Origin of the sequence: Burkholderia aenigmatica, assembly GCF_902499175.1 — a bacterium.
GTDB classification, from domain to species: domain Bacteria; phylum Pseudomonadota; class Gammaproteobacteria; order Burkholderiales; family Burkholderiaceae; genus Burkholderia; species Burkholderia aenigmatica.
Genome location: NZ_CABVQC010000003.1, coordinates 1 through 26,623, shown reverse-complemented (window position 1 = coordinate 26,623; position 26,623 = coordinate 1). Strand labels below are relative to the sequence as shown.

Annotated in this window: 23 protein-coding genes and 1 pseudogene; 13 read left to right on the top strand and 11 right to left on the bottom strand. The window is 66.2% G+C overall.

Going from position 1 to position 26,623, the window contains the following annotated elements; genetic code table 11:
- Window positions 1-160 precede the first annotated feature (160 nt).
- From BDO18943_RS03070 to BDO18943_RS03045, 6 genes and pseudogenes are all read left to right on the top strand, one after another.
- On the top strand, window positions 161-967 hold the full coding sequence (locus tag BDO18943_RS03070; protein WP_175021177.1) for a DinB family protein: 807 nt from the start codon (window positions 161-163) through the stop codon (window positions 965-967).
- Window positions 964-1,704 carry an alpha/beta fold hydrolase gene (locus BDO18943_RS03065; protein ID WP_175021176.1) on the top strand — a complete coding sequence of 247 codons (741 nt, stop codon included), beginning with the start codon at window positions 964-966 and terminating at the stop codon, window positions 1,702-1,704. The genes BDO18943_RS03070 and BDO18943_RS03065 overlap by 4 nt, the downstream gene beginning before the upstream one ends.
- 109 nt (window positions 1,705-1,813) lie before the next feature.
- Window positions 1,814-2,692 carry an alpha/beta hydrolase gene (locus BDO18943_RS03060; RefSeq protein WP_175021175.1) on the top strand — a complete coding sequence of 293 codons (879 nt, stop codon included), beginning with the start codon at window positions 1,814-1,816 and terminating at the stop codon, window positions 2,690-2,692.
- Between the two features lie 74 nt (window positions 2,693-2,766).
- Complete coding sequence (locus BDO18943_RS03055) at window positions 2,767-3,660, top strand: LysR family transcriptional regulator (protein WP_175021174.1); 894 nt, start codon at window positions 2,767-2,769, stop codon at window positions 3,658-3,660.
- Between the two features lie 132 nt (window positions 3,661-3,792).
- Window positions 3,793-4,119, top strand: coding sequence for a carboxymuconolactone decarboxylase family protein (locus BDO18943_RS03050; protein WP_175021173.1), 327 nt, complete (start codon window positions 3,793-3,795; stop codon window positions 4,117-4,119).
- Between the two features lie 55 nt (window positions 4,120-4,174).
- Window positions 4,175-5,182 (top strand): annotated as a pseudogene (locus BDO18943_RS03045) (aldo/keto reductase).
- A 97-nt stretch (window positions 5,183-5,279) separates the two neighbouring features.
- Here BDO18943_RS03045 and BDO18943_RS03040 read toward each other — a convergent pair.
- On the bottom strand, window positions 5,280-5,513 hold the full coding sequence (locus BDO18943_RS03040; protein WP_175021172.1) for a hypothetical protein: 234 nt from the start codon (window positions 5,511-5,513) through the stop codon (window positions 5,280-5,282).
- Window positions 5,514-5,720: 207 nt separating this feature from the next.
- Window positions 5,721-6,620 carry a hypothetical protein gene (locus tag BDO18943_RS03035; RefSeq protein WP_043180554.1) on the bottom strand — a complete coding sequence of 300 codons (900 nt, stop codon included), beginning with the start codon at window positions 6,618-6,620 and terminating at the stop codon, window positions 5,721-5,723.
- Between the two features lie 78 nt (window positions 6,621-6,698).
- On the opposite strand from BDO18943_RS03035, the gene BDO18943_RS03030 reads away from it, so the two are divergent.
- Window positions 6,699-7,037 carry a helix-turn-helix domain-containing protein gene (locus BDO18943_RS03030; RefSeq protein ID WP_043180557.1) on the top strand — a complete coding sequence of 113 codons (339 nt, stop codon included), beginning with the start codon at window positions 6,699-6,701 and terminating at the stop codon, window positions 7,035-7,037.
- 239 nt (window positions 7,038-7,276) lie between these two features.
- Here BDO18943_RS03030 and BDO18943_RS03025 read toward each other — a convergent pair whose 3' ends face one another.
- Both BDO18943_RS03025 and BDO18943_RS03020 read right to left on the bottom strand, forming a co-directional pair.
- A complete protein-coding gene (locus BDO18943_RS03025; protein ID WP_175021171.1) occupies window positions 7,277-8,086 on the bottom strand; it encodes a hypothetical protein in 810 nt (269 codons plus the stop codon).
- Window positions 8,087-8,212: 126 nt separating this feature from the next.
- Window positions 8,213-8,902, bottom strand: coding sequence for an alpha/beta fold hydrolase (locus BDO18943_RS03020; RefSeq protein ID WP_175021170.1), 690 nt, complete (start codon window positions 8,900-8,902; stop codon window positions 8,213-8,215).
- 289 nt (window positions 8,903-9,191) lie between these two features.
- Here BDO18943_RS03020 and BDO18943_RS03015 point away from each other — a divergent pair, with 289 nt between their 5' ends.
- A complete protein-coding gene (locus BDO18943_RS03015; protein ID WP_175021169.1) occupies window positions 9,192-10,406 on the top strand; it encodes an MFS transporter in 1,215 nt (404 codons plus the stop codon).
- Between the two features lie 863 nt (window positions 10,407-11,269).
- Here BDO18943_RS03015 and pqqE read toward each other — a convergent pair.
- From pqqE to BDO18943_RS02985, 6 genes are all read right to left on the bottom strand, one after another.
- Window positions 11,270-12,406, bottom strand: a complete 1,137-nt coding sequence (gene pqqE / locus BDO18943_RS03010; protein WP_175021168.1) for a pyrroloquinoline quinone biosynthesis protein PqqE — start codon at window positions 12,404-12,406, stop codon at window positions 11,270-11,272.
- Window position 12,407: 1 nt separating this feature from the next.
- A complete protein-coding gene (gene pqqD, locus BDO18943_RS03005) occupies window positions 12,408-12,689 on the bottom strand; it encodes a pyrroloquinoline quinone biosynthesis peptide chaperone PqqD (protein ID WP_039369440.1) in 282 nt (93 codons plus the stop codon).
- Window positions 12,686-13,405, bottom strand: coding sequence for a pyrroloquinoline-quinone synthase PqqC (gene pqqC, locus BDO18943_RS03000; RefSeq protein ID WP_175021167.1), 720 nt, complete (start codon window positions 13,403-13,405; stop codon window positions 12,686-12,688). The genes pqqD and pqqC overlap by 4 nt, the downstream gene beginning before the upstream one ends.
- A 2-nt stretch (window positions 13,406-13,407) precedes the next feature.
- Entirely contained in the window at window positions 13,408-14,331 is a 924-nt protein-coding gene (pqqB, locus tag BDO18943_RS02995) for a pyrroloquinoline quinone biosynthesis protein PqqB (RefSeq protein ID WP_175021166.1), read from the bottom strand.
- A 60-nt stretch (window positions 14,332-14,391) separates the two neighbouring features.
- A complete protein-coding gene (pqqA, locus tag BDO18943_RS02990; RefSeq protein ID WP_175021319.1) occupies window positions 14,392-14,466 on the bottom strand; it encodes a pyrroloquinoline quinone precursor peptide PqqA in 75 nt (24 codons plus the stop codon).
- A 321-nt stretch (window positions 14,467-14,787) separates the two neighbouring features.
- The gene (locus BDO18943_RS02985; RefSeq protein WP_175021165.1) at window positions 14,788-16,815 is read right to left on the bottom strand and encodes a sigma-54-dependent Fis family transcriptional regulator; all 2,028 of its coding nucleotides are present in this window, start codon (window positions 16,813-16,815) and stop codon (window positions 14,788-14,790) included.
- Window positions 16,816-17,129: 314 nt separating this feature from the next.
- Between BDO18943_RS02985 and BDO18943_RS02980 the strand changes: the two genes are divergently transcribed.
- A complete protein-coding gene (locus BDO18943_RS02980; RefSeq protein WP_175021164.1) occupies window positions 17,130-18,146 on the top strand; it encodes an alpha/beta fold hydrolase in 1,017 nt (338 codons plus the stop codon).
- Window positions 18,147-18,217: 71 nt separating this feature from the next.
- Here the strand turns inward: BDO18943_RS02980 and BDO18943_RS02975 are convergent, their stop codons facing one another.
- The gene (locus BDO18943_RS02975; protein WP_175021163.1) at window positions 18,218-20,563 is read right to left on the bottom strand and encodes a TonB-dependent receptor; all 2,346 of its coding nucleotides are present in this window, start codon (window positions 20,561-20,563) and stop codon (window positions 18,218-18,220) included.
- Between the two features lie 414 nt (window positions 20,564-20,977).
- Between BDO18943_RS02975 and BDO18943_RS02970 the strand changes: the two genes are divergently transcribed.
- The 4 genes from BDO18943_RS02970 (at window position 20,978) to BDO18943_RS02955 (ending at window position 26,292) form a co-directional block, all read left to right on the top strand.
- Complete coding sequence (locus BDO18943_RS02970; protein WP_175021162.1) at window positions 20,978-22,699, top strand: methanol/ethanol family PQQ-dependent dehydrogenase; 1,722 nt, start codon at window positions 20,978-20,980, stop codon at window positions 22,697-22,699.
- An 80-nt stretch (window positions 22,700-22,779) separates the two neighbouring features.
- Window positions 22,780-23,988, top strand: coding sequence for a c-type cytochrome (locus BDO18943_RS02965; RefSeq protein ID WP_175021161.1), 1,209 nt, complete (start codon window positions 22,780-22,782; stop codon window positions 23,986-23,988).
- A 98-nt stretch (window positions 23,989-24,086) separates the two neighbouring features.
- A complete protein-coding gene (locus BDO18943_RS02960; protein ID WP_175021160.1) occupies window positions 24,087-24,401 on the top strand; it encodes a high-potential iron-sulfur protein in 315 nt (104 codons plus the stop codon).
- Window positions 24,385-26,292, top strand: a complete 1,908-nt coding sequence (locus BDO18943_RS02955) for a sigma-70 family RNA polymerase sigma factor (RefSeq protein WP_175021159.1) — start codon at window positions 24,385-24,387, stop codon at window positions 26,290-26,292. The genes BDO18943_RS02960 and BDO18943_RS02955 overlap by 17 nt, the downstream gene beginning before the upstream one ends.
- The last annotated feature ends 331 nt before the right edge of the window (window positions 26,293-26,623 follow it).

Sequence of the window (26,623 nt, the reverse complement as noted above, 5' to 3'; positions counted from 1 at the left end):
CGAGCCGCTCGACCGCCCCGCCGAAGTCGCGAAGCTGATCGAACAGGCAGCCAAGGGCGCCGGCAAGGCGTGACACAACGCATTGCCCGATTCCGCCCGTTGACACTGCCCGGTGAGTAACGTATCGTTTTGACACGTTACTCACCAAGACCCTTCCGTCATGCATTCCCGCTTCGACCGCTTTCGCATCACACCGCTCGGCGCCCAGCTCGAAGCACTGATCGTGCAACCCGGGCACTACGTCGAATTCGCCGCGCTGTCGCGCGTGGGCGTCGCCGCGATCGGCGCGATCCAGCACGAGATCGCTCTGAAATTCCCCGAAATCGAAACCGACACGACGGCCCGTCAGTTCTGCGGCGCGATGGTCGCGGAAGTCATGCGTCGTCACGGCCACGACGTCGTGCAGGCACGCGGGCGGCTCGGCGGCACGTTGTTCAGCTATGGCGCGGTGTTCAGCGCGTATCCGCAGTTGCTGCCGTTCGCCGACGTCGTGGCCGCGCTGGCCCGCCTGCCCGATCGGCTCGCCGCGTATGCGGCGCACGTGCCAGCCGCGCTGTGGACACGCCGCCCCGACGGCACGGGCTTCTCGCTGGTCGAGCATGCGTGCCACCTGCGCGATCTCGACGCGGTGTTCGCCGAACGCATCGACGCCGTGCGCACGCTCGAATTGCCGGTGATCGCGTCCGTCGACGGCACCGTGCTCGCCGCGCAACGCGACTATCTCGCCCAGCCGCTTGACGCTGCCGTCTCGGCATTCCGCACGGGGCGCGCCACGCTGCGCGCAACCGCGGCCGCGCTCGATCCCACGCAACTCGCACGCTGCGGATTGCGCGACGGCATCCGCCGCATGTCGCTCGAGGAACTCGTGCGCGAGCTGCTCGACCATGACCGCACGCACGTGCTCGAACTCGACGAACTGCTCGCCGAACTCGAATTGCCGCCCCTTCCTTCCGCGCCCGCCGCATGAACTCGCCCACGCCCGCCGTCTTCATTCACGGTTTCATCGGCACGCTCGACGTGCGCGGGTGGAACGGCCCGCACCTCGCCCCCGACCTGCTCGGCTACGGCGCGCATCGCGCGGTACCGTTCGATGCGATCACGCTCGCCGCGCAGGTCGAGCATGTCCGCCATACCGTCGATACGCACTTCGGCGCGCAGCCCGTCGATGTCGTCGGCCACTCGGTCGGCGGCGCAATCGCGATGCTGTTCGCGCATGCGCATCCCGAACGCGTGCGACGGATCGTCAACGTCGAAGGCAACTTCACGCTCGACGATGCGTTCTGGTCGGCATCGGTCGGCCGCATGACGCCCGCCGAAGCCGATGCGATGCTCGACAGGCTGCGCGCCGATCCGCCCGGCTGGCTGCGTGGCGCGATCGACATGCCGTCGCCAGGCCTGCTCGACGACGCCCGCCGCTGGCTCGCGCATCAGCCGGCCTCGACGCTGCGCGCGATGGGGCGCTCGGTCGTCGCGACGACGGGTGAGCCCGGCTATTTGCCGGCGCTCGCGCAGGTGTTCGAGCGTCACCCGGTCTGGCTGGTCGCCGGCGAACGGTCGCGCGCAGGCTGGCACGTGCCCGACTGGGCGCTCGCGCGCTGCGCCGGCTTCGATACGATCGAGCACTGCGGGCATCTGATCCCGGCCGAGCAGCCCGATGCGTTTCGCGCGGCGGTCGAGCGCATCGCGTATGCAGCGCCCGCCTGACAACCCGTAGGATTCGCCGAAATATGGTTGAAAGGCGCGGTTGCTAGAGTCGCCCGAACAGGGTTTCCCGGCGCCCGGCGCCGGACGGGGTCGACACATGCGAGGATCGATGTACCTGGCACGCGCCTTCTGGCTGCTTCTGCTGCTCGCCATTTCAGGCCCTGCTCTCGCCTTCCACGCGCGGGTCGTCGCGATTCCCAGCGCCGCGATGAACGAGACGCTCAAGGCCACCGTCGTGCTGCCCGACGCTTACGCGCGCGGCAGCCGCGACGGCGACCGCTATCCGGTCGTCTATCTGCTGCACGGTTCCGGCGGCGACCATACCGACTGGACGTCGAACACGCACATCGCCGCGCTGGCCGACCGTTACCACGTGATTCTCGTGATGCCCGACGGCGGGCACGAGAGCTGGTACATCGACAGCCCGTTCGACTCGGGCAGCCGCTACGAAACCTTCATCGGCGACGAAGTCGTGTCGTACGTCGATTCGCACTTCCGCACGATCGCAACCCAACGCGCCCGCGCGATCACCGGGCTCAGCATGGGCGGCTTCGGCGCGCTGCGCATCGCACTCGACCGGCCCGACACGTTCGGCGCGGTCGGCAGCATCAGCGGCGCGGTCGATCCGCGCTGTTGCGAGGACGAGCCGGGCATCGACCACGTGTTCGGCGACCCCGGCCGCCATCCGTCGTTCTGGAACCGCAACGTGATCGTCGCCAGCGCCAGCGCGTTCGTGCGCGCGCATCTCGACCTGACGATCGATTGCGGCCGCGACGACGCGTTCGTCGGCTCGAACCGCACGCTGCACGAACGGCTCGTCGCGCTCGGCGTGCCGCACGATTACGCGGAGCGGCCAGGCGGCCATACGTGGGATTACTGGGCGAATGCGATCCGCTACCAGATGCGGTTCTTCGCGACGTCGTTCCAGCATGGCGGCTATGCGTCCCATCCGGCGCCCCATGCGCCGGGCATGACGGGCGCAGGCTGACACGCGCCGCGTCGCAACGCGGCCCAATAAACCCGGTGGTACGATGCGCTGGCATCGACCACCCGACACCTTCCATGCCGCGCGACAACTTTGCGGACCTCCTCGCCTTCATCGCCGTCGCGCGCGAGCGCAGTTTCACGCGTGCGGCCGCACAGCTCGGCGTCTCGCAATCCGCGCTCAGCCATACGATCCGCTCGCTCGAAACGCGCCTCGGCGTGCGGCTGCTGACGCGCACGACACGCAGCGTCGCGCCGACCGAAGCCGGCGAGCGCCTGCTGCGCAACCTCGCGCCACGCTTCGACGAAATCGAGGCCGAACTGACGGCGCTCGCGGAACTGCGCGACCAGCCCGCGGGCACCGTGCGTATCAACGCGACCGACTTCGTGATCCGCACGCTGCTGTGGCCGAAGCTCGCGCCGATCCTGCGCGACTATCCCGACCTGAAAGTCGAGTTCGTGAACGACTACGGGCTGTCCGACATCGTCGCGGAACGCTTCGACGTCGGCGTGCGGCTCGGCGACCAGGTGGCGAAGGACATGATCGCCGTGCGCATCTCGGCCGACATGAAAATGGCGATCGTCGGCGCACCCGCATATTTCGCGGAACGCACGCGCCCGGTGTCACCGCAGGATCTGGTTGCGCACGACTGCATCAACCTGCGCCTGCCGACGCACGGCGCGCTGTACGCGTGGGAACTCGCACGCGGCGACGACATGCTGCAGGTGCGCGTCGACGGGCAGGTCACGTTCAACGGCACGTACGAAACGCTCGACGCGGCGCTCGCGGGCTACGGGCTCGCCTATGTGCCCGCCGAACTCGCGGCGCCGCATGTCGCCGCCGGCCGCCTCGACAGCGTGCTCGACGACTGGTGCCCGACGTTCCCCGGTCATCACCTGTACTACGCGAGCCGGCGGCAATCGTCGCGCGCGCTCGCGGTGATCGTCGACGCGCTGCGCTATCGCGCCTGAGCCGACGGCGCGCGGCTCTTGCGCCGCGATTCATGAATCCGGTCGATAAGTGCATGCGCATTGCCGGGGATTATCGATAGACGCCCCGGTGGCTACCATCGTCGGTGTTCCCTACCTTCCCCGGAGCCCTCGATGTCCGAACCGATTTCCGCCGCACGCAAAGCGTTCGGCGCCATCGCCCCCGCCCTCGCCGACTACACCGACAACGTGCTGTTCGGCGACGTCTGGCAGCGCCCCGGCCTGTCGCCGCGCGATCGCAGCCTCGTCACGGTCGCGAGCCTCGTGTCGCTGTATCGCATCAACGAACTGCCGTTCCACCTGAAGAAAGCGCTCGACAACGGCCTCACGCGCGACGAGCTGGTCGAAGCGATCACGCACCTCGCGTTCTACTCGGGCTGGCCGACCGCCAGCTCGGCGCTGACGATCGCGCAGCGCGTGTTCGACGAAGCCGGCGTGTAAGCGAGCGCGGCGTCCCCTCATTCAACCGGCGGGCATGCGCCCGCATGGAGCCTCCATGGATTACCGCTATCTCGGGCGCAGTGCGCTCAAGGTGTCGCCGCTGTGTCTCGGCGCGATGATGTTCGGCGGCGAGACCGACGAAGCGACCTCGGCGCGCATCATCGACAAGGCGTTCGACCAGGGCGTCAACTTCATCGACACGGCCGACGTCTATCACGCCGGCCGCTCGGAAGAAGTCGTCGGCCGCGCGATTGCGCCGCGTCGCGACAGCTGGGTCGTCGCGACGAAGTTCGGCTTTCCGGCCGGGCCGGACGCCGGCCCGAACCGGCAGGGCCAGTCGCGCAAATGGATCGTCGAATCGGTCGACGCGAGCCTGAAGCGGCTCGGCACCGACTACATCGACATTCTCTATTTCCATCGCACCTTGACCGATGCGCCGCTCGACGAAGGCATGCGCACGATCGCCGACCTGATCCGGCTAGGCAAGGTGCGCTACTTCGGGCTGTCGAACTTCAAGGGCTGACGCATCGCCGAGATCGTGCGGCTCGCGGACCAGCTCGGCATCGATCGCCCGGTCGCGAGCGAACCGCTGTACAACCTCGTCGATCGCACGGCCGAGGTCGAACAACTGCCGGCCGCCGCGCATTACGGGATCGGCGTCGTGCCGTACAGCCCGCTCGCGCGCGGCGTGCTGACCGGCAAATACGCGGTGGATGCACAGCCGCCCGCCGATTCGCGCGCCGGCCGCGGCGACCGGCGCATCCAGCAAACGGAATGGCGGCCCGAATCGTTGCACATCGCGCAGCAAGTGGCCGCGCATGCGGCCGCGCGCGGCACGACATCGGTTGCCTTCGCGCTCGCGTGGGTCATGAAGAACCGCATCGTCAGCTCGACGATCGCGGGGCCGCGCACCGAGGCGCACTGGGACAGCTACATCGATGCGCTGACGCTCGAACTCGGCCCGGACGACGAACGGTTCGTCGATGCGCTCGTGCCGCCCGGGCATGCATCGACGCACGGCTATACCGATCCCGGGTATCCGGTCGAAGGCCGCAAGGTCTGAAGTCGGAACGGGATGATTGAATGACATGCCGGGCGCGATGCCCGGCAAGATGATGAACGCGCGTCGCCCGACGCGCGAACACGGGGTAGCGCCGGGATCAGTTGTCGTGCGCTGTTGTGCCGGCGCTGACGACGCGATCGAAGCATTCCTGTGCACGCGCCAGTTCGTCGAGTGCGCGATCGAGGCGTGACATCGCGCGTGCGTATTCGGCTGACGAACCGTCGTCGTCGCTTTCGCCGCGCACGGCGCGAAAGGCCTGATCGACGTTGCGCGTGGCTTCGACGAAGCGTTGCGCGGCCCGAGCTTCCTGCGAACAGATGTGGGTCGACATCGACACTCCTCCCTCAGGGTTGCAGTGTGAAGCACGCCGACGCTCAGTGTGCGTGGTGCGCATGTCGGCGGCGTGAACCACGACCCATCGAGTGTCGACGCATCGGCCGCCGCGCAGCGCGCTTCGTGCCGATTGTCCCTCTGCGCTCGCCGCTCCGCTATGGCGAGATTGCAACAAATTCTTGCGCGATCTGCGGCGCGCGATGCGTCACGCGCGCCCGATACGCGGATGCGACAGACCCGCGAACGCGGCCGCTTCGCCGGGCGACAGGTCGAACAGGTCGCCGGTGAGATCGCGCGGATGCTCGGCCGCAGGCCGATTGCGCAAGCGCGCCACGTGCGTGGGCGCAACGTACGCAGCCGCCGTTTCGATCGGCGGCACGTCGAACAGATCACGCGTGACGCCGCGCTCGGCGTCCGTCGGCGAACGGCCGCGCAAGCGCGCGACGAGCTCGACGAAGCGATCGAAATCGCCCGCGCGCGTGGCCTTGTTCACTTCCGCGAGATCGCGCGCCTTCAGCACGCACGGCTGTGCGAGCCGGACGAAATACGGTGCTTCGAGCTCGACCGACAGCGCGAGCGGATAGCTCTTGCCCGTCTGCTCCTTCGCGCGCCCGACGCAATCGACCACGGCCGCACCCTGTGCGGCGCCGAGCGGCTGGCCGGTGCTCACGCTGCGCAGGTGATCGGGAAACACGCGCAATTGCGTGCCGACCGTCAGCGCGGTGGATGACGCGCACACGAGCGCGTAGTGCTGTTCGCGACGCCGCCCCGACGGCAAGGTCGCGCGGCTGGCGATGAACGTGTGCGGCGGCAACGGCCGCACCTGCCCGCTCGCGTCGACCCATGCATTCCACAGCAGCATGTCTTTCCGCTCACCTGCGCGCGGGCGCGACGCGACCGGCGAAAACAGCGCGAGCAGCGAGCCCGTGCGATGCGCGGCGACTTGTGCGCTGCTGCCGAGCGGCTGGTTGATGCCCCACAGAAAACGCCCGCCCCCGAGCCGGCGCTCCCATTCCTTGCGGAGCACGACGGTCGGCAGTTCCTCGCCGGACTCGGTACCGATCTTGGTCCAGCAGAACGTGGGTGGGAGGTGTTTCAGTGTCATCAACTTTCTCGGGATACAGCCTCGCTGGTGACAGCAAGCCCATTCAACAGCCGTAACTGTATAGGTATAATGCATCGCATGGAAGCCCCGGACCAAGATTTTCCCGTTCAAGACCTGTTGCGCCGCCTGATGGCAGATACACGCTCGTCCAGCGAAATAGCGCGACTCTCCGGGGTCAGCCAGCCGACCGTATCGCGCCTGAGGCTGTCGAACGGGCACCGGCTGCGCCGCAGCGCGCCATTCAATAAGCTATGCAGTTTCTATGGTGTCGATACCGGGCCGTCGCGCCGCCAGTACAACGACCTGCTGCGCGAAGCGATCGTCGACGCGTGGGATGGGTCGGACGAGCACGGGCGCGCGCTGCTGGTCGTGATCCAGGGGTTGAAGGGGCTGCAGGCGAAGGCGGATGATGGGTGATCGTGCGGGTGGGGCGTGATGTGCCCGCGGCTACGGCCAACAACGGAAGAGAAGAAGAGAACGCGCGCCGGAGATTGCAATGGATGTTGCCTGACGCCCCGCAAGAGACGCGCAGCATTCTTGAAAGCCGCCATTCGGCCGAACCCTGCGTTGGCTTCGATGCGCGGCATCAGCAATAGAGGCAGGCTGAATCGGTGCTGCCATCTCGACCTGCAAACCAGGCAAGTTGCGCCCGCTTGTCAATCGAGATACTTGCCGAAATACTGCTTCACGGCAGCTTCGTTGTATTTGTCTTCGCCGCGCCAGTGCTCCACGAAATGCCAATCGTGCCTTCCTCGCGAGGGCCTGTCGTAAGACGACGGTCTCAGAATATCAACGCAAGCCAGAATTTCCATCAACACGTCGCGCTCGTGTTTCGACGATTTGATGACCGGCGCCAGGTTGTCCCTCAGCGCACTCGGGTAGTCATCTGACTGACTATGAGCGATCACTGACAGCATCGACTTGAGAATGTCGATGTCGGCTTGCGTGGGCTCCGAAATTTCTTCGCGCAGGAATTGCTGCAAATCGAACAAGGTATACATCCGGTCGCCGAGACGCACACCTCCCCATTTGATGCGCTCGAAATTCAGTACGCTCAAATCCACATCCTCATACTCCAGGGATCCATCGCAGACGCCGCAGCGATAAGAGGTGTGTGTGATGACACCGTCCGTGTACCCGTGTCCGCTCACCTTCGGCACGTATCCATGCGGCGGCGACAATCGTTGCGCACACACGAAAGAAGCCAGCGCCGAACGCCACTCCAGCCGCCGCGTCGAGAGGCTGCTTAAAAATGCCCTGGCTACAGCATCCTGCGCAACCTTGGGCAGAATGTCCTTGATTGCCGTAATGCTCTGGTCGTGCGTCAGCGTGACGGGCGAAAACATCACGCCGTGTTCCTTTGCATAGGCAAAATCGGCTTCGCTGATGTTCCTGTTCTTTCTGTCTACCCATCCATTGCTGCTCCAATAGGTGCTGACCAGGATGTTTCTTGCCTTCTTATCCATTAGATGCCTCATAAGTGGACTGCATCGATCAGCAACGGCTGACTAGATCGTTCTCGTCGTGATGACCGCAACTGGCCGAATGCAGCCCCGCGCAATCTGCACATGTAACCCGTTCCCGCGCACGACTCACCCAAGCACCGATTCTCTCAACCACTCACGCGCGATCGCCGTGCATAGCGACGGCCGCTCCAGGGTCGGGAAATGGCCGCATCCGTCGATCGCTTCGAATCGGGCATGCGGCATCAGGCCGGCGATGCGCCGACCGACGTCGACGGGGACGAAGCGATCCGCAGCCCCCCAGACGAGCAACGCAGGAACCTGGCTCGACGCCAGCGTTGACCAATGATCCGAGCGCGTCAGCGTGGCATCGGATTGTCGCGCAAACAGCTCCGCCCCGGCATCGTGGGCCATCTGCACGAACGCAGCCCGTGACCCGCCGTCGTGCGCCGGAATCGCCTGCTCGGCGAACTCCGCAATCACCCGCTCGTGCTCTCCGGCGCGAATTCGCCGGCTGGTGGCACGAACGGCGTCCGGATCCGGATGAGCGCCCGGCTGACAATTCATCAGCCAGAGTCCGCGAACGCGATCAGGCGCTCTCGCGAGCACTTCCATCGCGAGACACCCGCCATATGCCGTGCCGGCAAGAATGAACGCACCGCTTGTCGACGCCAGGAACTGCTCCGCACTCTCCGCAAAGGTTGCATGCGCGAGTATCTTCACGGTCGGCGAAGCAAGATCCTTCAGCGCTTCGATCTGGTCGGCATACATGCGGCCGTCGCACGGCATCGCGGGTAGAAATATCAGCGGTAGCAACATCAGAATGATCCAGACAGGTAGTTGATCACGCTTCGAAACCCTCCAACGTAATCTCGATCGACTTCGAGTTTCTGAGCCCAAGCTCATCGGCAACGGCGGGAACTGTGCAGAAGAAAATCGGCTTCACTGTACATTTCATCCCGCTTCTACCTAAAACACAATGCCCGTCAAGCTCAGGATCAGAAAATCCGGACGGGCCTTCTGCATGCCAACCGTGGGTATAAGACGATCAAAGAAATCCGGCCCGCTCAACGCATCACGGCGGCGATAAAAACTGGATGCCAACTCGATGAAACCATCCGCTGCCCCGCTTCCGTCTTCGCTCGCCGCTGCCACGTTCGTTCCATTCCTCATCGCGAGCGTCGCGCTTGCCGCCGCCTACGGCGCCAGCTTTCTCCTCTCCGAGCATTTGCGTCAGAGCGGCCTGGATTCGTCGATGGCCGGCGCCGTGATTTCGACCGGCATCCTGACCATGATCGTCAGCTCCCTTGTCGCCGGATGGGTAGCACAACGAATCGGCTTGATGTCGACCATCGTGGCCGCCGCTGCCGTCATGGCCCTTTCCATGCTCGCGTTCAGCCTGGCAGCGCACGATTTGAGGATCGCATTCATCGGCGGCCTGCTTCTGGGAATGGGATGGTCGGCTTTTTACATACTCGCGCCGCTTCAAATCATTCATCACCTCAGGCCCTCCGCGCGGATCAAATACCTGACCTTGCTGTCCGGCGGTCAAATGGTCGGGCTGGGTCTCGCATCACCGATCGGCCACTTCGTCGCCAGCCGCTCCGGTTCGTACGCCATCGTCTACGCAGGCCTGGCATGTCTCTGCGTGATTGCCGCCATCGCATTTTCGATTGTCCGAAAACGGGCGGAACGCCTACCCCACCCGCCCGCAGATGCAACCGGCCTGACCGCCGCGCGGGTTGCCGAGATACTGCGCCATGCCACCCGGCTGCCGATCATCATGATCGGACTCGCCGCATGTGTCTTTTCCGCGCTATCGAATTTTCAGGCGATCTATGCGGAGTCGCGACATCTGTCGCCCGATCTCTTTTTCGTGACATTCACGTTGACGACCGTCTTCTGCCGATTCACGCTGGCGCAGACGATCAGCCGATTGCCGGTCCGAAAGCTCGCCTCCACGCTGTTCGCCATGACGCTCGTGGCGCTGGTCATTTTTGTGTCCAATCCGGGCAGTGAAATCCTGTACGTGATCGGCTCGTTCATCTTCGCGATCGGCTACGGACTCAGCTACTCCACCTTGAACGGCATGGCGGTCAATCTCGCCAGCGAAAAGGGCTTGTCCGCATCAGCAAGCTCGCAAGTCTTCACGATCGCCTACTTCACGGGCCTGTTCGGGTTTCCGTACGTAGCGGGCGTATTGGTGACCCACGGCGGGGTGAACTGGATGATCGTCGCAACGATCGCCGTCGTTGTCATCAACTTGCTGATGCTCACTCACACGAGTCTTCGCCGCGAAAACGCGCAGATCGCGACACGCTGACCGCGAATGCGCGCTTCGGATACAGATACAGCGCCTATTGCTCCAACCCGACCGCCAGCGGCCGCTGATCGCTACGCCCGCGATATGAGTCGGACGAGCACGGGCGCGCGCTGCTGGTTGTCATCCAGGGCTTGAAGGGGCTGCAGGCGAAGGCGGAGGCGGAGGCGGAGGATGGGTAACGTCGCGGCCGGGCGGCGCCGTCAGGTCGCGTCGTGCGGCCGCAGCAGCGGAGCGCCGCGCGCGATCGGCCGAGTGCGGGATCGGTAACGAAACCGACCTTCGCAAGGCCGACTGCCCGCGCCGCCGACAGCAACTTCGCGACGCTGTCGTAACAGGTCGCGCGATCGGCCGACAGGCGCACTTCCGGTTGGGACGCGGCGCGCGCCGCCGCGGCAAGACGCGCCTGCCGTTCGGCACCGGACACCGGATGCGGGCCTCGGCTCACGCCGCTTGTGTCTGCGTGGTGCCGGACGCCGCATCGTGGTGCACCACCTCGCGCCGCCCGATCGCCGTCGCAAACGGCACCGGCCGCGGCGACGCAAGTACATCATGTGCGCGCTGCCGGGCTCGAACAGGTGCGAACGGTACGAATACGCCCGCATGCAGCACACTCATGACAGCCACGGCCGATGCCACGCGCATGCCGCCGCAACCAGGACGATCGCGGACGTAAATGCATGTCTCGCCCGTCCCTCGCGCATCGAAGGCAGCCGTGCTCAACACGCCCTCCATCCGGTGTTCCATCACCTCGCCCGGACGCAACACGCCGCCGCCATGAAGAGGACTGCGTATCGACTGCCACGATCTTCATCGCTTTGCCCTGCCCCGCGCCTTCCCGTCGTCGTCTTCACCGTGCTCCGTCCTCAGTCGCTCGCTGTCCCGCATCGCGCAAGCGAATTCTCCCGGCTGCGAAAAACCATCGGCTGTTCGTCGCGCGGCTCGCGACGTCGCGCGAATTGCACGGTCTGCTCGACCTGGCCGTGGTGCGGGGACTTCTCGCACACCGGATCGGCCTCCTTCGGATCGCCGGCCAGCAGATAGGCCTGGCACCGGCAACCGCCGTGATCCGCATGCCGTTCGTCGCATGTGCGGCACGGCTCGCGCATCCAGTCGTCGCCGCGAAACGCGTTGAATGCGTCGCTGTCGTACCAGATTTCCCGCAGCGACCGGTCGCGCACGTTCGGCAGTGCGAGTCCGGGCAGCGACCGCGCGGCATGACACGGCAGCGCGGTGCCGTCCGGCGCAACGCCCAGGAACACCGAGCCCCAGCCATTCATGCATGCCTTCGGGCGCCGCTCGAAATAGTCGGGCACGACGAACAGGATCTTGCAGCGCTCGCCCACCAGCTTGCGATAGCGATTGACCGTTTCCTCGGCCTCGCGCACCTGCTCGACGGTCGGCATCAACTGGTCTCGGTTCAGCATCGCCCAGCCGTAGTACTGCGTGTTCGCGAGCTCCAGGTAATCGGCGCCCAGGTCGAGCGCCATCTCGATGATCTGTCCCACGTGCGGCAGGTTGTAGCGATGCAGCACGCAGTTGAGCACCATCGGGTAGCCGTGCGCCTTGATCAGCCGCGCAACGCTGCGCTTCAGCTCGAACGTGCGGGTACTGCTCAGGAAATCGTTCAGTTCGCGCGTCGAATCCTGCAGCGACAGCTGGATGTGATCGAGCCCGGCCGCCTTGAGCCGCTCGATGCGTGCAATGTTCAGCCCGATGCCCGACGTGATCAGGTTCGTATAGAAGCCCAGCCCGCGCGCATGCGCGACGAGCGTCTCGAGGTCGCCGCGTTGCAGCGGTTCGCCGCCCGAGAAGCCGATCTGCGCGGCGCCGAGCGCGCGCGCATCGTTGATGACCGCGCGCCACGCATCGGTATCGAGTTCCGCGCCGTGCGCCGCGAAGTCGACGGGGTTGTAGCAGAACGCGCAGTGCAGCGGGCAACGGTACGTGAGTTCCGCGAGCAGCCACAGCGGCGCGGACGGACGGGAAGTGTCGGGAACCATATCAGTCGAGCCAGCCGCGCAGTCGCGCATGATCGAGGAACCGGTAGACGTCGGTCGCGAGGTCCGATTGGCGGAACAGGCGCTCGAGTTCGCCAATGATGTCGTCCAGTTCGCGCGTGCCGTCGCAGCGCGCGAGAATCTCGCCCGCACTCGGGTTGAGCTTGACCATTCCCTCCGGATAGAGGAGCACGTACGCATCCTGGGCCGCCTCCCATTGCAGGCGGTACATGCCACTGAGACAGGGGCGCAGCGGTACGCCGCTAGCGGCTTCGATCGCGTTCATAGGGGGTAGGCCTTTTCGACGGCGTCGAGCATCGACCACAGAATGTCGAGCTTGAATTGCAGAATGCCGAGCGCGCGCTGCTGCGCATCCGGTGTCGTGAAATGCTGCAGCGTCACGGCGAGACCATGCTCGACGTCGCGCTGCGCGAGCGGGACGCGGCTGCGGAAGTAATGCAGCCCGGCCGGCTCTATCCACGGGTAATGCGACGGCCAGCCCGCGAGGCGGTCGAGATGGATTTGCGGCGCGAACATCTCGGTCAGCGACGAGCACACGGCTTCCTGCCATGGCGCGCGCCGTGCGAAGTTCACGTATGCGTCCACCGCGAAACGCACGCCGGGCAACACGTGTTCGAGCGACCACAGTTCGGCGCGCGCGAGACCGCATGCCTCGCCGAGCCGTACCCATGCCTCGATGCCGCCTTCGTTGTCGCCCTGCCCGTCGTGATCGACCAGCCGCTGAATCCAGCGGCGACGCGTGTCACGGTCGGGGCAGTTCGACAGGATCGCCGCATCCTTGAGCGGAATGTTGATCTGGTAGTAGAAGCGGTTTGCCACCCAGCCGCGGATCTGCGCGGGCGAACAGGCGCCACTGTTGAGCCGTCGGTTGAACGGATGATGGATGTGATAGCGCGATTCGAGCGCACGCAGGCGCGCCTCGAATTCGGTCGCGATCCAGGGCGTTGCGTGCAACGCCGTAGCGGGAATCGGTGCGTTCATCGTCAGACCTGGAATTGCATTCCGTCGTGTGCGACGTCAATGCCGTGCGCGCGCAGGAGCGCGTGCTCGACGGAATGCGGATCGAGAATCGGGTTCGTGTTGTTGATGTGCGTGAGCACCTTGCGCGTACGTGCGGGCAGCGTGTCGAGCCAATCGATCATGCCGGGCCGCCCGTGTTCCGCACACTGCGCGAGATGCCCCATGTCGGCCGCGTGCTTGCCCGACAGGCCGAGATCGATCATTTCGGTCCCGGTCCAGAACGTGCCGTCCACCAGCACGAGATCGGCGCCGTCCATGGCCGCACGTACGTCGTCGTTGACTGCCGCGAGCCCTGGCGCATAGAACGCGCGGCGGCCGCTCGCGACATCTTCGATCGACAGCGCGACGTTGTCCCCGGGCGCGGCCGACGCGCGCCGCGGCGAATAAGGCGGCGCCTTGCTGTCGACGGGAATCGCGGTGAAACGGATCCCGCGCGCCGCCGGCACCTCGAACGGCTCGCCGAGCGTGATCGTGTGAGCGGCGACGCCGCAGTAATGACCCAGCAGCGGCACGAGCGGCAAGCCGGTCGACAAGTCGTCGAGCACGGGTGCGCTCGCGTAAAGCGGCAGCGGCGTCGATCGCTCGCGCAGCATCAGCAGGCCCGTCACGTGATCGATCTGCGCGTCGCACAGCACGACGGCAGCGATGCCGCTGTCGCGGATCGCGCGCGCCGGTTGCAGGTCCGGATCCGCGCGCAACTGGGAAAGAATGTCGGGTGACGCATTGACGAGGATCCAGTCGATGCCGTCGTCGCTGACCGCGATCGACGACTGCGTGCGCGGCAGCACGTGGCCGCTTCCGCTGCGCGCACGGCGACAGTTCGCGCAATTGCAGTTCCATTGCGGCAGGCCGCCGCCGGCTCCCGAGCCGAGTATCTTGATCTTCATGGGCGTCAGCTCCCGAGGCCGCCCGCGCCGACACGGCGAAACGGGCGGCACGCGCGGCGATCAGCGGTTGGCGATGTACATCGTGATTTCGAAGCCGAAGCGCAGGTCGGTGTAGGTCGGTGTCGTCCACTGCATGATGTGTCTCCTGATTGAGTTGATGAGTTGCCTGGTGAGTCGAACAACCGCGGAAATCGGGCGGTCGGTTCCTCTTCAGCAAGGAGCGTGCCGAAACCGTACGTTGGCCGCCCGGCGGCGGCAACCGGCCGTCATTCGGGCATCGGGATGAAATCCTTACGAATAGCCGACACGATTCATACGGATAGGGGCGGCCGCCCCGGCTGCGGGATGCGCGGGGGGAGCAACAGGTGTTGAATCGTTGAACACCGGTGTTGCAACTTGACACACCGGCTGTGACAGCGCGCGCTGTGCGCAGGCCGCGATCCCGCGTCCTGCGCGTCAGCTTTCGTCCGACGGGCGGCGTTCCACGTCGGCTGCCGGCATCTTCCGGTAGATCGTGTTGCGCGAGACGCCGAGCGCGCGCGCCGCAGCGGACACGTTTCCGCCATGACGGGCGAGCGCGGCGGCGATCGCAGACGCGGCAACGTCCTGCAGGCGCGCGTCGGCCGGCGGGAACGCGTCCGCGACGTACGATCCGGCAGACGGATCGTGCTCAGCCTGCGCAACCTGGGCGGCCTGCGCGTCGCCGCGGCGCAGGTCGTCGAAGAAGTCGTCCGGCAGGTGCTCGCGCCGGATTTCACCATCGTCGTCGACCATTGCCGCCGCCGTGCGCAACAAGTTGCCGAGCTGGCGAAAGTTGCCGGGCCACATGCAGCGCACGAACAGCGCCATCACGTCGGGCGCGACGGACAGCGGCGGCCGGCCCGGCCCCGCGAACGCCTCCCGGTGCAGCATCTTTTGTACGACCACCGCGATATCCGTGCGGTCGCGCAACGGCGGCAGGCGCACCACGAGGCCATTCAGCCGGTAGTAGAGATCCTCGCGAAAGCGGTTCTGCGCAATCATGTCGCGCAAATCGCGATGCGTCGCGCAGATGATCGCGATGTCCACGGCGATCGTCTTCGTCGAACCGAGCGGGTTGACGAGGCGCTCCTGCAGCACGCGCAACAGCCGCACCTGCAGCGGATACGGCATGTCGCCGATCTCGTCGAGGAACAACGTGCCGCCGTTCGCCTGCAGCAGCTTGCCGATCGCCCCCTTGCGACGTGCGCCGGTGAATGCGCCTTCCTCGTAGCCGAACAGCTCGGACTCGATCAGCGCCTCCGGGATCGACGCGCAGTTGACCGCGACAAACGGCGCGTCTCGCCGCGGCGAGTCGTTGTGGATCGCCTGTGCGAGCAGTTCCTTGCCAGTGCCCGTCTCGCCGGTGATCAGGATCGGAATGTCCTTGCCGATCACCTTGCGCACCTTCGCGATCACGCATGCGACCTGCGAATCGCCGGTGTCGAGATAGTTGAGCCGCGACAGGCCGGCCGACGTGCCCGCCGCCGGCGCAGGCACCGCATTCGCGCGCGCGGTTGGCCCAAGCGCATCGTGGACGTCCGTTGGCCGACTGCCTTCGGCGAGCGTCGCTCGCCGGAAGTGCACGCGCGCGCAAACCACCGCGCCGTTGCCGAGATTCAGCGTCAGGTGCCGGTCGGTGCTCGCCCGCATGCGGTCGATCAGCTGCGCGCTCGTAATGTCGAACAGTGACGACAGCGTGTGTGCACGCAGCGCGGCGAGCGGCATCCCGAGCTGGAACTGCGCGCTGCGATTGGCCGACAGGAAGCGACCGTCGGCGGTAAACGCGACGATCCCCTCCATCAACGTGCCGAGGAACTCCGGGCGACCATGGAACGACACCTGCAGCGTCTCCTGAAAGGTCGTCGTAAACAGATGATTCTCGATCATCTGCACCGACATCTTCGCGAGCGCCATCGTGTGCTGGTGATAGCTGCGGTGATCGCCGGTCACGTCGAGCACGCCGATCGCGTCGCCGTACGGATCGAGGATCGGCACGCTCGAACAGGTCAGGAAACGGTTCGCGGCCAGGAAGTGCTGGTCGCCATGGACGACCATCGGGCACAATTCGGCGAGTGCCGTACCGATCGCATTGGTGCCCTGCCGGTTCTCGGCCCAGTTTGCGCCCGGGCGCAGCGCCACCTTCTCCGCACGGCGCAGAAAATCATCGTCGCCGATCGAATGCAGGATCAGCCCTTCCGCGTCGGTCAACACGATCATGCTCTGCGTGTTGACGATCTGCTCGTGCAGCGTTTCCATCACCGGCATCGCATGCACGCACAGTACCCGGCTCTGCTCGCGCTTGAGCACCAGCGCCGAGCTCGGCAGCACGTCGTAGTCGGGCTGTGCCGATACCTGCAGGCCAAAGGTCTCCGACCGCTCGTGGGCCTTCTGGATCGACGGCGCAGGCCAGCCGGCGGGATGCGCGGCCCGTGATCCGGCCGCCTGCTCCATGTCATCGCGCATTGTCTCCTCCGGGGGATCCTTCCGGTCATTTGCCGGACTCTTTGCCGTCATTGCAAGCAAGCATCGGGCCACGCCGGCGCCACGCCCGAGTTGAAAGCAATGCGTAATACACGCCACGGGTGCGACCGCGTGTGTCGGGTCACGCGACAGGCCGGCTTCGTGATACCGCGATTTCCGGACGCGTGACTACCCGTGCGAATCCCGATCATCGCGGCTGGCCCGTTTCTGGCTTTGTCGCAGATCATCCCCTGCGACCGCCCGGGCACCCGCACGGCCGCGTGACGGTTGCCCCGATTCCAGCGAGCCAAATCGACATGACACACCGCCCGATTCGATCCACGCCGCCGCCCGCGACGCGGATCTTGCCCGACCCGCCGGCGTCGCCGGCCGCGCCCGCTGCCCACCGCCTGCGGCGCGATGGGCAATCGATCGCGTTCGCCGTGGCCGGCGCCGCGCACGGCCACCCGGTCGTCGTGCTGCACGGCGGGCCCGGCAGCGGCAGCCAGGCCGGCATCCTGCGACTGTTCGACCTGACGCGCGTGCGCGTCGTGCTGATCGATCAGCGCGGCGCGGGGGCATCTGCACCGCGCGGCGGTACGCGTCACAACAGCACCGCGCGGCTGATCGGCGATCTGGAGGCAGTGCGCCATCAACTCGGCATTGCGCGCTGGGGCGTCGTCGGTGGATCGTGGGGCGCCGCGCTCGCTCTCGCCTATGCGGGCACGCATCCCGAGCGGGTGACCGGCGTCGTACTGCGCGGCCTGTTCCTGACGTCGCCGCGCGAAGTCCGCCGGCTGTTCATCACGTCGCGCACGCGCGCGCCGCGCGAATGGCGGCGCATGCATTCAGCAGCCGGCGGCGGCCAGCCGGAGCGACTGCTGTCGTGCTGCGCGCGGCGGCTGCGCCGCGGCGCGAGCGCAGCCCGGCAGCGCGCAGTGGCGCTCGCGTGGCACGCGTACGAAGACGCCGTCCTCGCATCGGTGCAGACGCGCCGCTCGCCCGCGCGGGCGATCCGCTCGGAGAAAACGGTCGGCAGACTGATCGACAAATACCGGATCCAGGCGCATTACCTGCAGCACGGTTGCTGGCTCGGCGAGCGCAGCGTATTAGCGCTCGCGCGCCGGGCGGCACAGGCCGGTGTGCCGCTGTTCGCCGTGCACGGGATACACGATCCCGTTTGCCCGGCCGGCAACGCCGCCCGCCTCGCGCGTGCGGTGCCCGAGGTGAAGATCGAACGCGTGCAGGCCGGACATCTGGCAGGCGACCCGGCGTTGGCACGCAGCGTCGCACGCGCCGCGGCCGCGATGTTCGCTACTGTCCCGTGTACGTGACCTGCTCATGCCGGGCGCAATCCGGCGCCTGCTCACGTCATGACGCGACAACAGGCGCGACCGCGTCACGCTCAATCCCATGCATAGCGCACACCGGCCCACGCACCGCGCGGCGCACCCGGCCCGACGAACTGTTCGTTCACCGGACTGGTGCCGTCGAACGTGTGGTTCGGTCCGTTGAAGAAGTTCTGGCCGAGCGCGCCGAAGCTCGCGTAGCGTTTATCGAACAGGTTCGTCACGCTCGCGAACACCTCGAACCGTTTCGTGATCCGGTAGCGCATGTCGAGATCGACGAGCACGTAGCCCGCGATCCTGCCGTTCACGTCCTGGTTGTTCTCGTCGCCGCGCGCGTACACGCCGCTGCGCCACGTGACGTTCGCGCCGATATCCCATGCGTGCGTCGCCGCGTAGTCGAGCCTCAGCTTCACCGTGTGCGCGGGAATGCCGGGAATGCGGTCGCCCGGCTTGACCTTCACGTTGCCGTCCGCGTCGGCCGCCGAATTCGCCGGGCTGTGTTCGGTCCACGACGAACGGTAGGTCGCATCGACATAGCTGTACGACAAGCCGACAGCGAGCGGGCCAAGCCGCGTGCGACCCGCAAGTTCGAGACCCTGCCGCCGCGTATCGCCGACATTGCGGAAATAGCCCTGCGCGCTTGCCGGACTGCTGATGAACTGGATGTCGTCGGCCAGTGTCGTGCGGTAGGCCGCGGCGCTCCAGGTCGTCGCCGCGCCGACGCGGCCGCGCAAGCCGGCTTCGAACGTCTTCGAGATCACCGGCCTGAGTGCCGGATCAGCGATGAAGTCGTTCGGCAGCGAACACGGGGCGGATGGGTCCGCGCAGGCCAGCTCGATCGCGGTCGGAGAGCGCATCCCTTCGTTGTACGCCGCATACGCGGTGAAGCCCGCGACCGGGTTCCAGTTGAGCCCGACCGCAGGGTTGAAGCGCGAGAACGTATGGCTGCCGTCGAGCAGCGGCTGCACGCCGCTCTCGTCGCCGATCTGCGCTTTCGACCAGTCATAGCGGCCCGACAGCGTCAGCGTCCAGTGCGGCGTCAGCGACAACGCGTCGCTCAGGTATACGCCGAGGTTCGCGTTGCGCGTCTTCGCGCGGGTCTGCTGGACGAAATCGCCGACGCCGACCGCCGCGCGGGTGTCGGTGAAGTACGCGTCCTGCGACGACGCGACGTAGCTCGAGTTCGCGATATCGACCGCGCCGCCCGCGATCAGACGGTTGGCCATCCCGCCGAGCTTGCCGAGCAGCGTGAGCTGCACGCTGCCGCCATAGCTGTCGGTGACGATCGTCGATTGCGCATTGCTGCCTTGTACCGTGTCGACTACACCATCCTCGCCGGCAGATCCATAGTCCGTATTGTTGTTGCTGCTCGTATTGGCGTTTCTCAGGTGCCGGTAGTACGCGTTGCCGCTCAACTCGACGTTTTCACCGAAAAACCGGTCGCCCGACAGCGTCAGGTACCCGGCGCTGTTGCGGTTCAGATCCGGATACGTGTATGCCTGCTTCGGATTACCGAGGAATGAGCGCGGAATCGTCTGGGTGCCGTATAGCGTGTTGTCCGCGCCGCCGCCGGCGATCGACAGCGTCGTGTCCGCATCGACGTAACGCAGCTTGCCGAACGCCTGCCGCACGCGGCTCGCGTTATGGTCTGCCCAGCCGCCGTCGTTTGCGACGTTAGCGGTTGCATAGTAGTCGAGGTTCGAGCCGACCGTCCCGCCCTGCTCGATGCCGACGGTCTTGCGCCCCCACGAGCCGCCCGACACCTCCGCCTCTCCGCCCGGGCTCGACCTGCCATTCTTCGTCGTGATCGCGAGTGCGCCGCCGAGCGTATTGCGCCCGTAGACAGGATTGGATCCCGGAATCAGTTGCACCCGATCGATCGCCTGCTCGGGCAGGATGTCCCAGTTCACGACGTCGCCGAACGGCTCGTTCACGCGCACGCCGTCGACGAACACCGACATCCCCTGCGGCGTGCCCAGCAGCGGCGACGCCGTGAAACCACGATAGTTGACGTCCGTCTGGTACGGGTTGCCCTGCGCCTCCGAGATCGTCACGCTCTGCAGGTTCGCGGCAAAGTAGTCGGTCAGCGTCGCACGATGCTGTCGGTCGAGTTCCGCGCCACGCACCGTCTGCACGTTCCCCGGCACCTCCGACAGCGGCGTGCCGATTCCGAGCAGCGGCGTCGTACCGACGACGACGATGGCCGGCAACATGACAGCCGACGTTTGCGGCACGATGACCGCGGCCGGTGGCACGGCGCCGTCCGCCTGCTGCTGCGCATGCGCGCCACCGGGCGGCAAGCCGACCAGCGCGAGCGTGCCGAGAGCCGTGCCGACGCGTCGTACACGCCGGCCGCCTCGCATCGCACAGCGCCACCCGGATGCATATGGCCTCCTGATCATTTCCTTTGTCTCCGCGCTTGTATTCCGCCGGCTCATGCAATGCACCGCACGGCGATGTGGTGTCGAGAAGCGCACGCGCGAGAACTGTGCCAGCGCTGCCTGCGCCGCGCCCCGATTCCCGGCGGCGCGGAAGCGCGCGACGGCCCGCCTGTCCCGCGTACTGCACCACCTGTCATGTTTGGCAACACTTCATGTGCGGCGGTGTACCTGAATGCAACACCTTCGTGGATGCCATGGCGCGACGCGTCCGACAGCGCATCACGCGCAGTACGCCGGTGTGCCGCGCCGCGCCGGCTTCGCGCCGCGATGGCATGCGACTTGCGTAACCGGCAGTGCACTCGGCCCGGAATCCCAACCGTGCCGGCGCGACGAACCGTTCGCGGCGGTGCGATCACAATGACTCAGGAGACAACCATGAAGAAACTCTCGGCTTCAGCGAGCCGGCTGGCGACGATCGGAATCGCGGTGGCGGCCGCCGTCGCGCTGAACCCCGGCCTCGTGGAAGCGGCCGCGGACTACCCGGCCGTGACCTACCAGCGGCTGACCGATGCGCACACCGATCCGGGCTGGCTGACCTACTACCGCACCTATGACGGCCGCTCGCATTCGCCGCTCAAGCAGATCGACACGTCGAACGCGAAGGATCTCAAGCAGGTGTGGGCCTACAAGTTCCCCGCCGACCTGAAGCAGGGCTTCGAGGCCACGCCGATCGTCAACGGCGACTATCTGTTCGTGACGACGCCGAAGGACAACGTCTACGCATTCGATGCCAAGACGGGCAAGCAGCTGTGGAAATACGAGCCGAAGCTCGGCGCCGCGTCGTTCAAGACCGCGTGCTGCGACGTCGTGAATCGCGGCGTCGCGCTGTACGGCAAGAACGTCTATGTCGCAATGCTGAGTGGCGAAGTCGCCGCGCTCGACGCGCAGACCGGCAATCTCGTGTGGAAGAAGCAGATGTTCGAGCCGGGCCTCGGCTACGCGTTCTCGCTTGCACCGCTCGCGATCGATGGTGCGATCGTCGTCGGCACGTCCGGCGGCGAATACGGTATTCGCGGCTACATCGCCGCGCTGAATCCGGAGAACGGCTCCGAAGTCTGGAAACGCTACACGATCCCCGCTTCCGGAGAAAAGGGCGCGGAAACCTGGCCCGACGGCATGCAGAGCCACGGCGGTGGCGCGGCCTGGCTCACCGGCACGTACGACGCCGCGTCCCGCACGCTTTACTGGGGTGTCGGCAACCCGGGCCCGTGGCTCGCGGCCCTGCGCCCCGGCGACAACCTGTATTCCGACTCGCTGCTCGCGCTCGATGCGAAGAACGGCAATCTGAAGTGGCACTACCAGTACACGAACAACGATACGTGGGACTACGACGGCGTGAACGCGGCTGTCCTCGCGGACATCAAGTACAAAGGCAAAGACTACGACGCGATCATCCACGCGGATCGAAACGGCTTCTTCCACGCGATCGACCGCACGACCGGCAAATTGATTTATGCGACGCCGTTCGTGAAGGCGCTGTCAGTCACCGGTTACACGGCCGACGGCAAGCCGATCCAGGACGAATCGAAGTTCCCGAAGGCCGGCACGACGATTGAAACGTGCCCGAGCTTCCTCGGCGGCAAGAACTGGTGGTCGATCTCGTACGACCAGGAACGCAACATCGCGGTCGTGCCAGCGCTGCATGCGTGCATGAGCCTTACCGGCAAGTCGGTCAGCTACATGGAAGGCCTGCCGTATCTCGGCGAAGGCTTCGAGATCAAGCCCGAACCGGGCAGCGAGGGCTACGGCGAACTGACGGCAATCGACGTCAACACCGGCAAGAAGCTGTGGAGCCACTGGTCGAAGAAGCCCTGGAACGGCGGCGTCGCGACCACCGCGAGCGGTCTCGCGTTCAGCGGCTCGCTCGACGGCCACCTGTATGCGTTCGACACCGCAACCGGCAAGGTGCTCTGGGAGAGCCCGCAACTCGCGAGCGGCATCATTTCCCAGCCGTCGGTGTATGAGGTCGACGGCAAGGAATATGTCGCCGTGCTCGCCGGCTATGGCGGCGCGAACCCGATCTGGGGTGGCCCGATGGCCGACATCGCCAAGGACGTTCCGCGCGGCGGCACGCTCTACGTGTTCGCGCTCGACTGAACAGGCATCAGGCCCGAGTCGCGCCCGCATGCGCCCGATGTGGGCGCGACGCCCTACCCGCTTCAACCGGACACACGACCATGAATACTCGCCTCACTTCCGTTACCGTTGCCAGTCTGCTCGCCGTGGGCGTGGCGCTGACACCGGCAGCCGCGTCGGCCGGCGTGCGCATTTGCACGCTGCCCGGCAGCCCGACCACGGCGCTCGACCGATCCGTTGCGCGCGAAGTCTTCCGCACCGCAGGCATCGCCGCAACGTTCAACAGGCGTGGCGTCGACGACGATGGCGGCGACGACGGCATCTCCGCCAGCGAGCTGAAGAAATCGCTCGAACGCGACTGCGATGTGATCGCGGGTTTTCCGCGCTCGGAAATCGCCGATGCGTCGGGATCCAGAATGACGTTCTCGCAGGGTTATCTGCGCTCCGGATACGTCAGCGTGTCGTTGCGCGACGCGCAGGCCTCGTCAGGTGCAAAGGAAACGATCGCGGCCACGTACGGCAGCCCGTCGCAGCTGATCGCCGCACAGCAGCCGAACGCCCGCTTCGACCTCGAAAATACGAGCGAGAAAACGATCGGTGCGGTCGCCGCAGGCCGTGCCCAGCGCGCAATCGTCTGGTATCCGAGCGTCGTCGCATACGAGCATGCGCACCCGCACCAACGGTTCCAGGTTGCGGCGACTTCGTCGCCGTACTCCAATTGGCAACTGTCGTTCGCATTCGGCCCGGGCAAGGACGCATTGCAAAAGCGCATCGACGCAACGTTGTCTCGAATGAACGGCGATGGCCGCCTCGCCTCGCTCACGCGCGCGTGGGCGCTTCCGGACACCGTCACGCAGGCCACCGCTGCGCGTGCAACCGGCCGGTTTCTCGACGGCGCGGTCGCATCCGCGCAACAGCGCCCGGCAAAGAGCGGCTTCGTCAAGGTTTCAGCCAGCGAAGGCGAAGAGATACCGTCGTTCGACGAGGCACAGGTACAGCATGGCAAGAAGCTCTATGCCGACGCCTGCGCGAAATGTCACGGCGACCAGCTCGAAGGCAATACCGCCCCCGCCTTGAGCGGAGAAGCCTTCGCCCCGGAGGGCAAGTCGCACATCACGGTCGGTGGCATCTTCCAGTACCTGTCGAACAACATGCCGGCCGATCGCCCCGGCAAGATGACGGCACAGGAATACGAGGATGTGATGGCATTCCTGCTTTACTCGAATGGCTACGATGCGTCCAAGCACAAGCTGACCGCCGATATCGCCACTGCGTCGAAGGCGCCGCTCATCGCCGGACCGCGCAAGTAACTTTCCCGCCCGCTTTCGTTTCGACCGCCCCCCGCACCGGGAAGCATGCCCGGCGCGGGGGCCGGACTTCATCTTTTCATTTCACGCCGGATAACGCCATGACCTCCCCCAATCGCAGAACCTTCCTCGTCCACGCGGCCAGCCTGTGCGCCACACTCGCGGCCGGCACCCGCGCATTCGCGGCCGCACCGCCCGTCGACGAAAACGACGCGGCCGCGAAGACGCTCGGCTACCGCGCAAAGGCCACAACCGTCGACGCGGGCAAGTTCCCGAAGTACCAGGCTGGCCAGACCTGTTCGAACTGCCGGTTCTACAAGGCCGCCGCAGGCGAATCCTCCGGCACGTGTCCGATGTTCGCGGGCAAGGCGGTTGCCGCCGAAGGCTGGTGCAACGTCTATGCAAAGCTTGCTTGATCCCGGCCCCGCGCGCGGACGCGACAGCGCACCGCGCCGCGGCACGGACACCGAACGCGCGGCGCATCTGCATGCGCTGATCGCGCTGAGCATCGATCGCGGATACGTGACGCACGGCGAAATCGCCGACGCGTTGCCCGACGATGCCGCCGAAGACGCGGATGTGAATGCGGCCGCGTCGATGCTCCGCGAGCTCGGTATCGAGGTACGCGAGCATGCCGGCTCGCGTACCGCGTGGACACTCGACCGTCATTTTGCGCAGGCGCCGGATGTCACGTTACCGCTCGCCGACGCATCGACGCCGCTCGCGGCCGACGATCTGCTCCTGGGCCGAACCAACGATCCGGTCCGGCTCTATCTGCGGGACATGAGCGCGACGCCGCTGCTCGAACGCGACGACGAGATCGCGCTCGCGCTCCATCTGGAGCGCGGGCGGGCGGCGTGCATCGACGCGTTGAGCCGGGATCCGACTGCGCTCGCCGGCATCGCGGCGATGGCGGACGACGTCCGCGCCGGCAAGGTCGCGGCATCGGTCTACGTGACGGGGTTCGCCGACGATGCGGAATCGCTCGCCCAAGCGCCGGCGATGCTGCCCCACGATTCGCCCGGGAACGACGCGGCGCCCGATCCGACCATGGCGTCGCCGGCGCCGGAAGGCAGCACGGGCCTCGCCCCGGACAGTCCGGCGTGGCGCGATGCGGTCGCCGAATCGCTCGCGCGCGCCGGTTCGCTCGCACCGGCGATGCGACTCGCATTGAACGTCGACGGGTTCGCCTCGGCCGGTTATCGCGCGCTGATTCGCGAGGCTGCCGCGTTGACCGGCAGGATCCGCTTTACCTCCCGCGCAATCGAGCGTATCGGTCATGCGATCGGCGAACGCGCCACCCAGGCACGCCAGATCGAAACACGGCTAGTCGATACCCTGGTCGAGTCGGGCATGCTTACCGGATCCACGTGCCGCGACCTCTTCGCACCGTGCGACGACGCGCGCGCATGGCTGCACGAATGCATCGCCGCGCATCCGGAATGCGCCGCTGCCCTCGCCCGCCACGCGCCGGCACTGATCGACGCCCGTCTCGCACTCGCCCGTCTCGCCGGCCAGTCGCCCCTGCCGCTCGACATCGCGGTCGCGCTCGATGCACGGCTGTCGCGGATCGACCGCGCGATGCAACCCGCGAGAACGAAGCTGTTCCGGAGCAATCTTCGGCTCGTCGTATCGGTCGCCAAACGGTATCCCGATCGCGGCCTGCCATTCCTCGATCTGATCCAGGAGGGCAATATCGGCTTGTTGAAGGCCGTCGATCGCTACGATCACCGGCGCGGCTTCAAGTTCTCGACCTATGCGACCTGGTGGGTCCGACAGGCCATCACGCATGCGCTCGCCGATCAGGGCCGCACGATACGCGTGCCCGCGCATACGGTCGACTCGCTCAACAAGCTCTCGCGGCTCGCGCGAACGCACCGGCAACGAACCGGCGATGTCGCCGATGCGCCCGCACTCTCCACACAGATGCAGCTGCCCGTCGACAAGATACGCGAACTGATGAGCATCGTGCGCGAGCCCGTCTCCGCGGACTCACCCATTTCGCCCGATCACGACCTCACGTTATGCGACGTCACGATCGACCCCGATGCGCCAACCCCGGAAGAATCCGCGAGCGCCGGCCAGCTTCGTACCGCGGTGGCGACGCTGATCGACAGCCTGCCCGCACGCGAAGCGTGGATTCTTCGTCTGAGGTACGGCATCGATGTCGAAAGCGAGTATTCGCTGCGTGAGATCGGCCGGCAACTGAACCTGTCGGCCGAACGCGTTCGTCAGATAGAGGTGTCGGCGCTCGAACGAATCCGGCAATTCAGGCACGCACCGGCACTGCGATCGCTGCTCACCTGACGCGACCGCCTCAGCCGCCTGTCGAGCCGAACGCCATCTGCTCAGGACTGCAACACACCGTGCTGCATTTCTGAACGCCCCGCCGCCTCGCGCTACCGTCCGGGACGTCGCCCGTTCGAACGGATCGATCGGCACGCGCCCGGCTGCCGAGGCTGTCGCCACATGCGTGCATCGAACATCAATACTGGCATGCATGTTGCATTTTCCCGAACGCCGTCAGGCACCACAAGAACGCAAGGAGACACGTTTGTCCACGATTGAATCGGTTCTTCACGAAACCCGCCAGTTTGCGCCGCCCGCGGCGCTCGAGCAGGCGGCGACCATTTCCGGC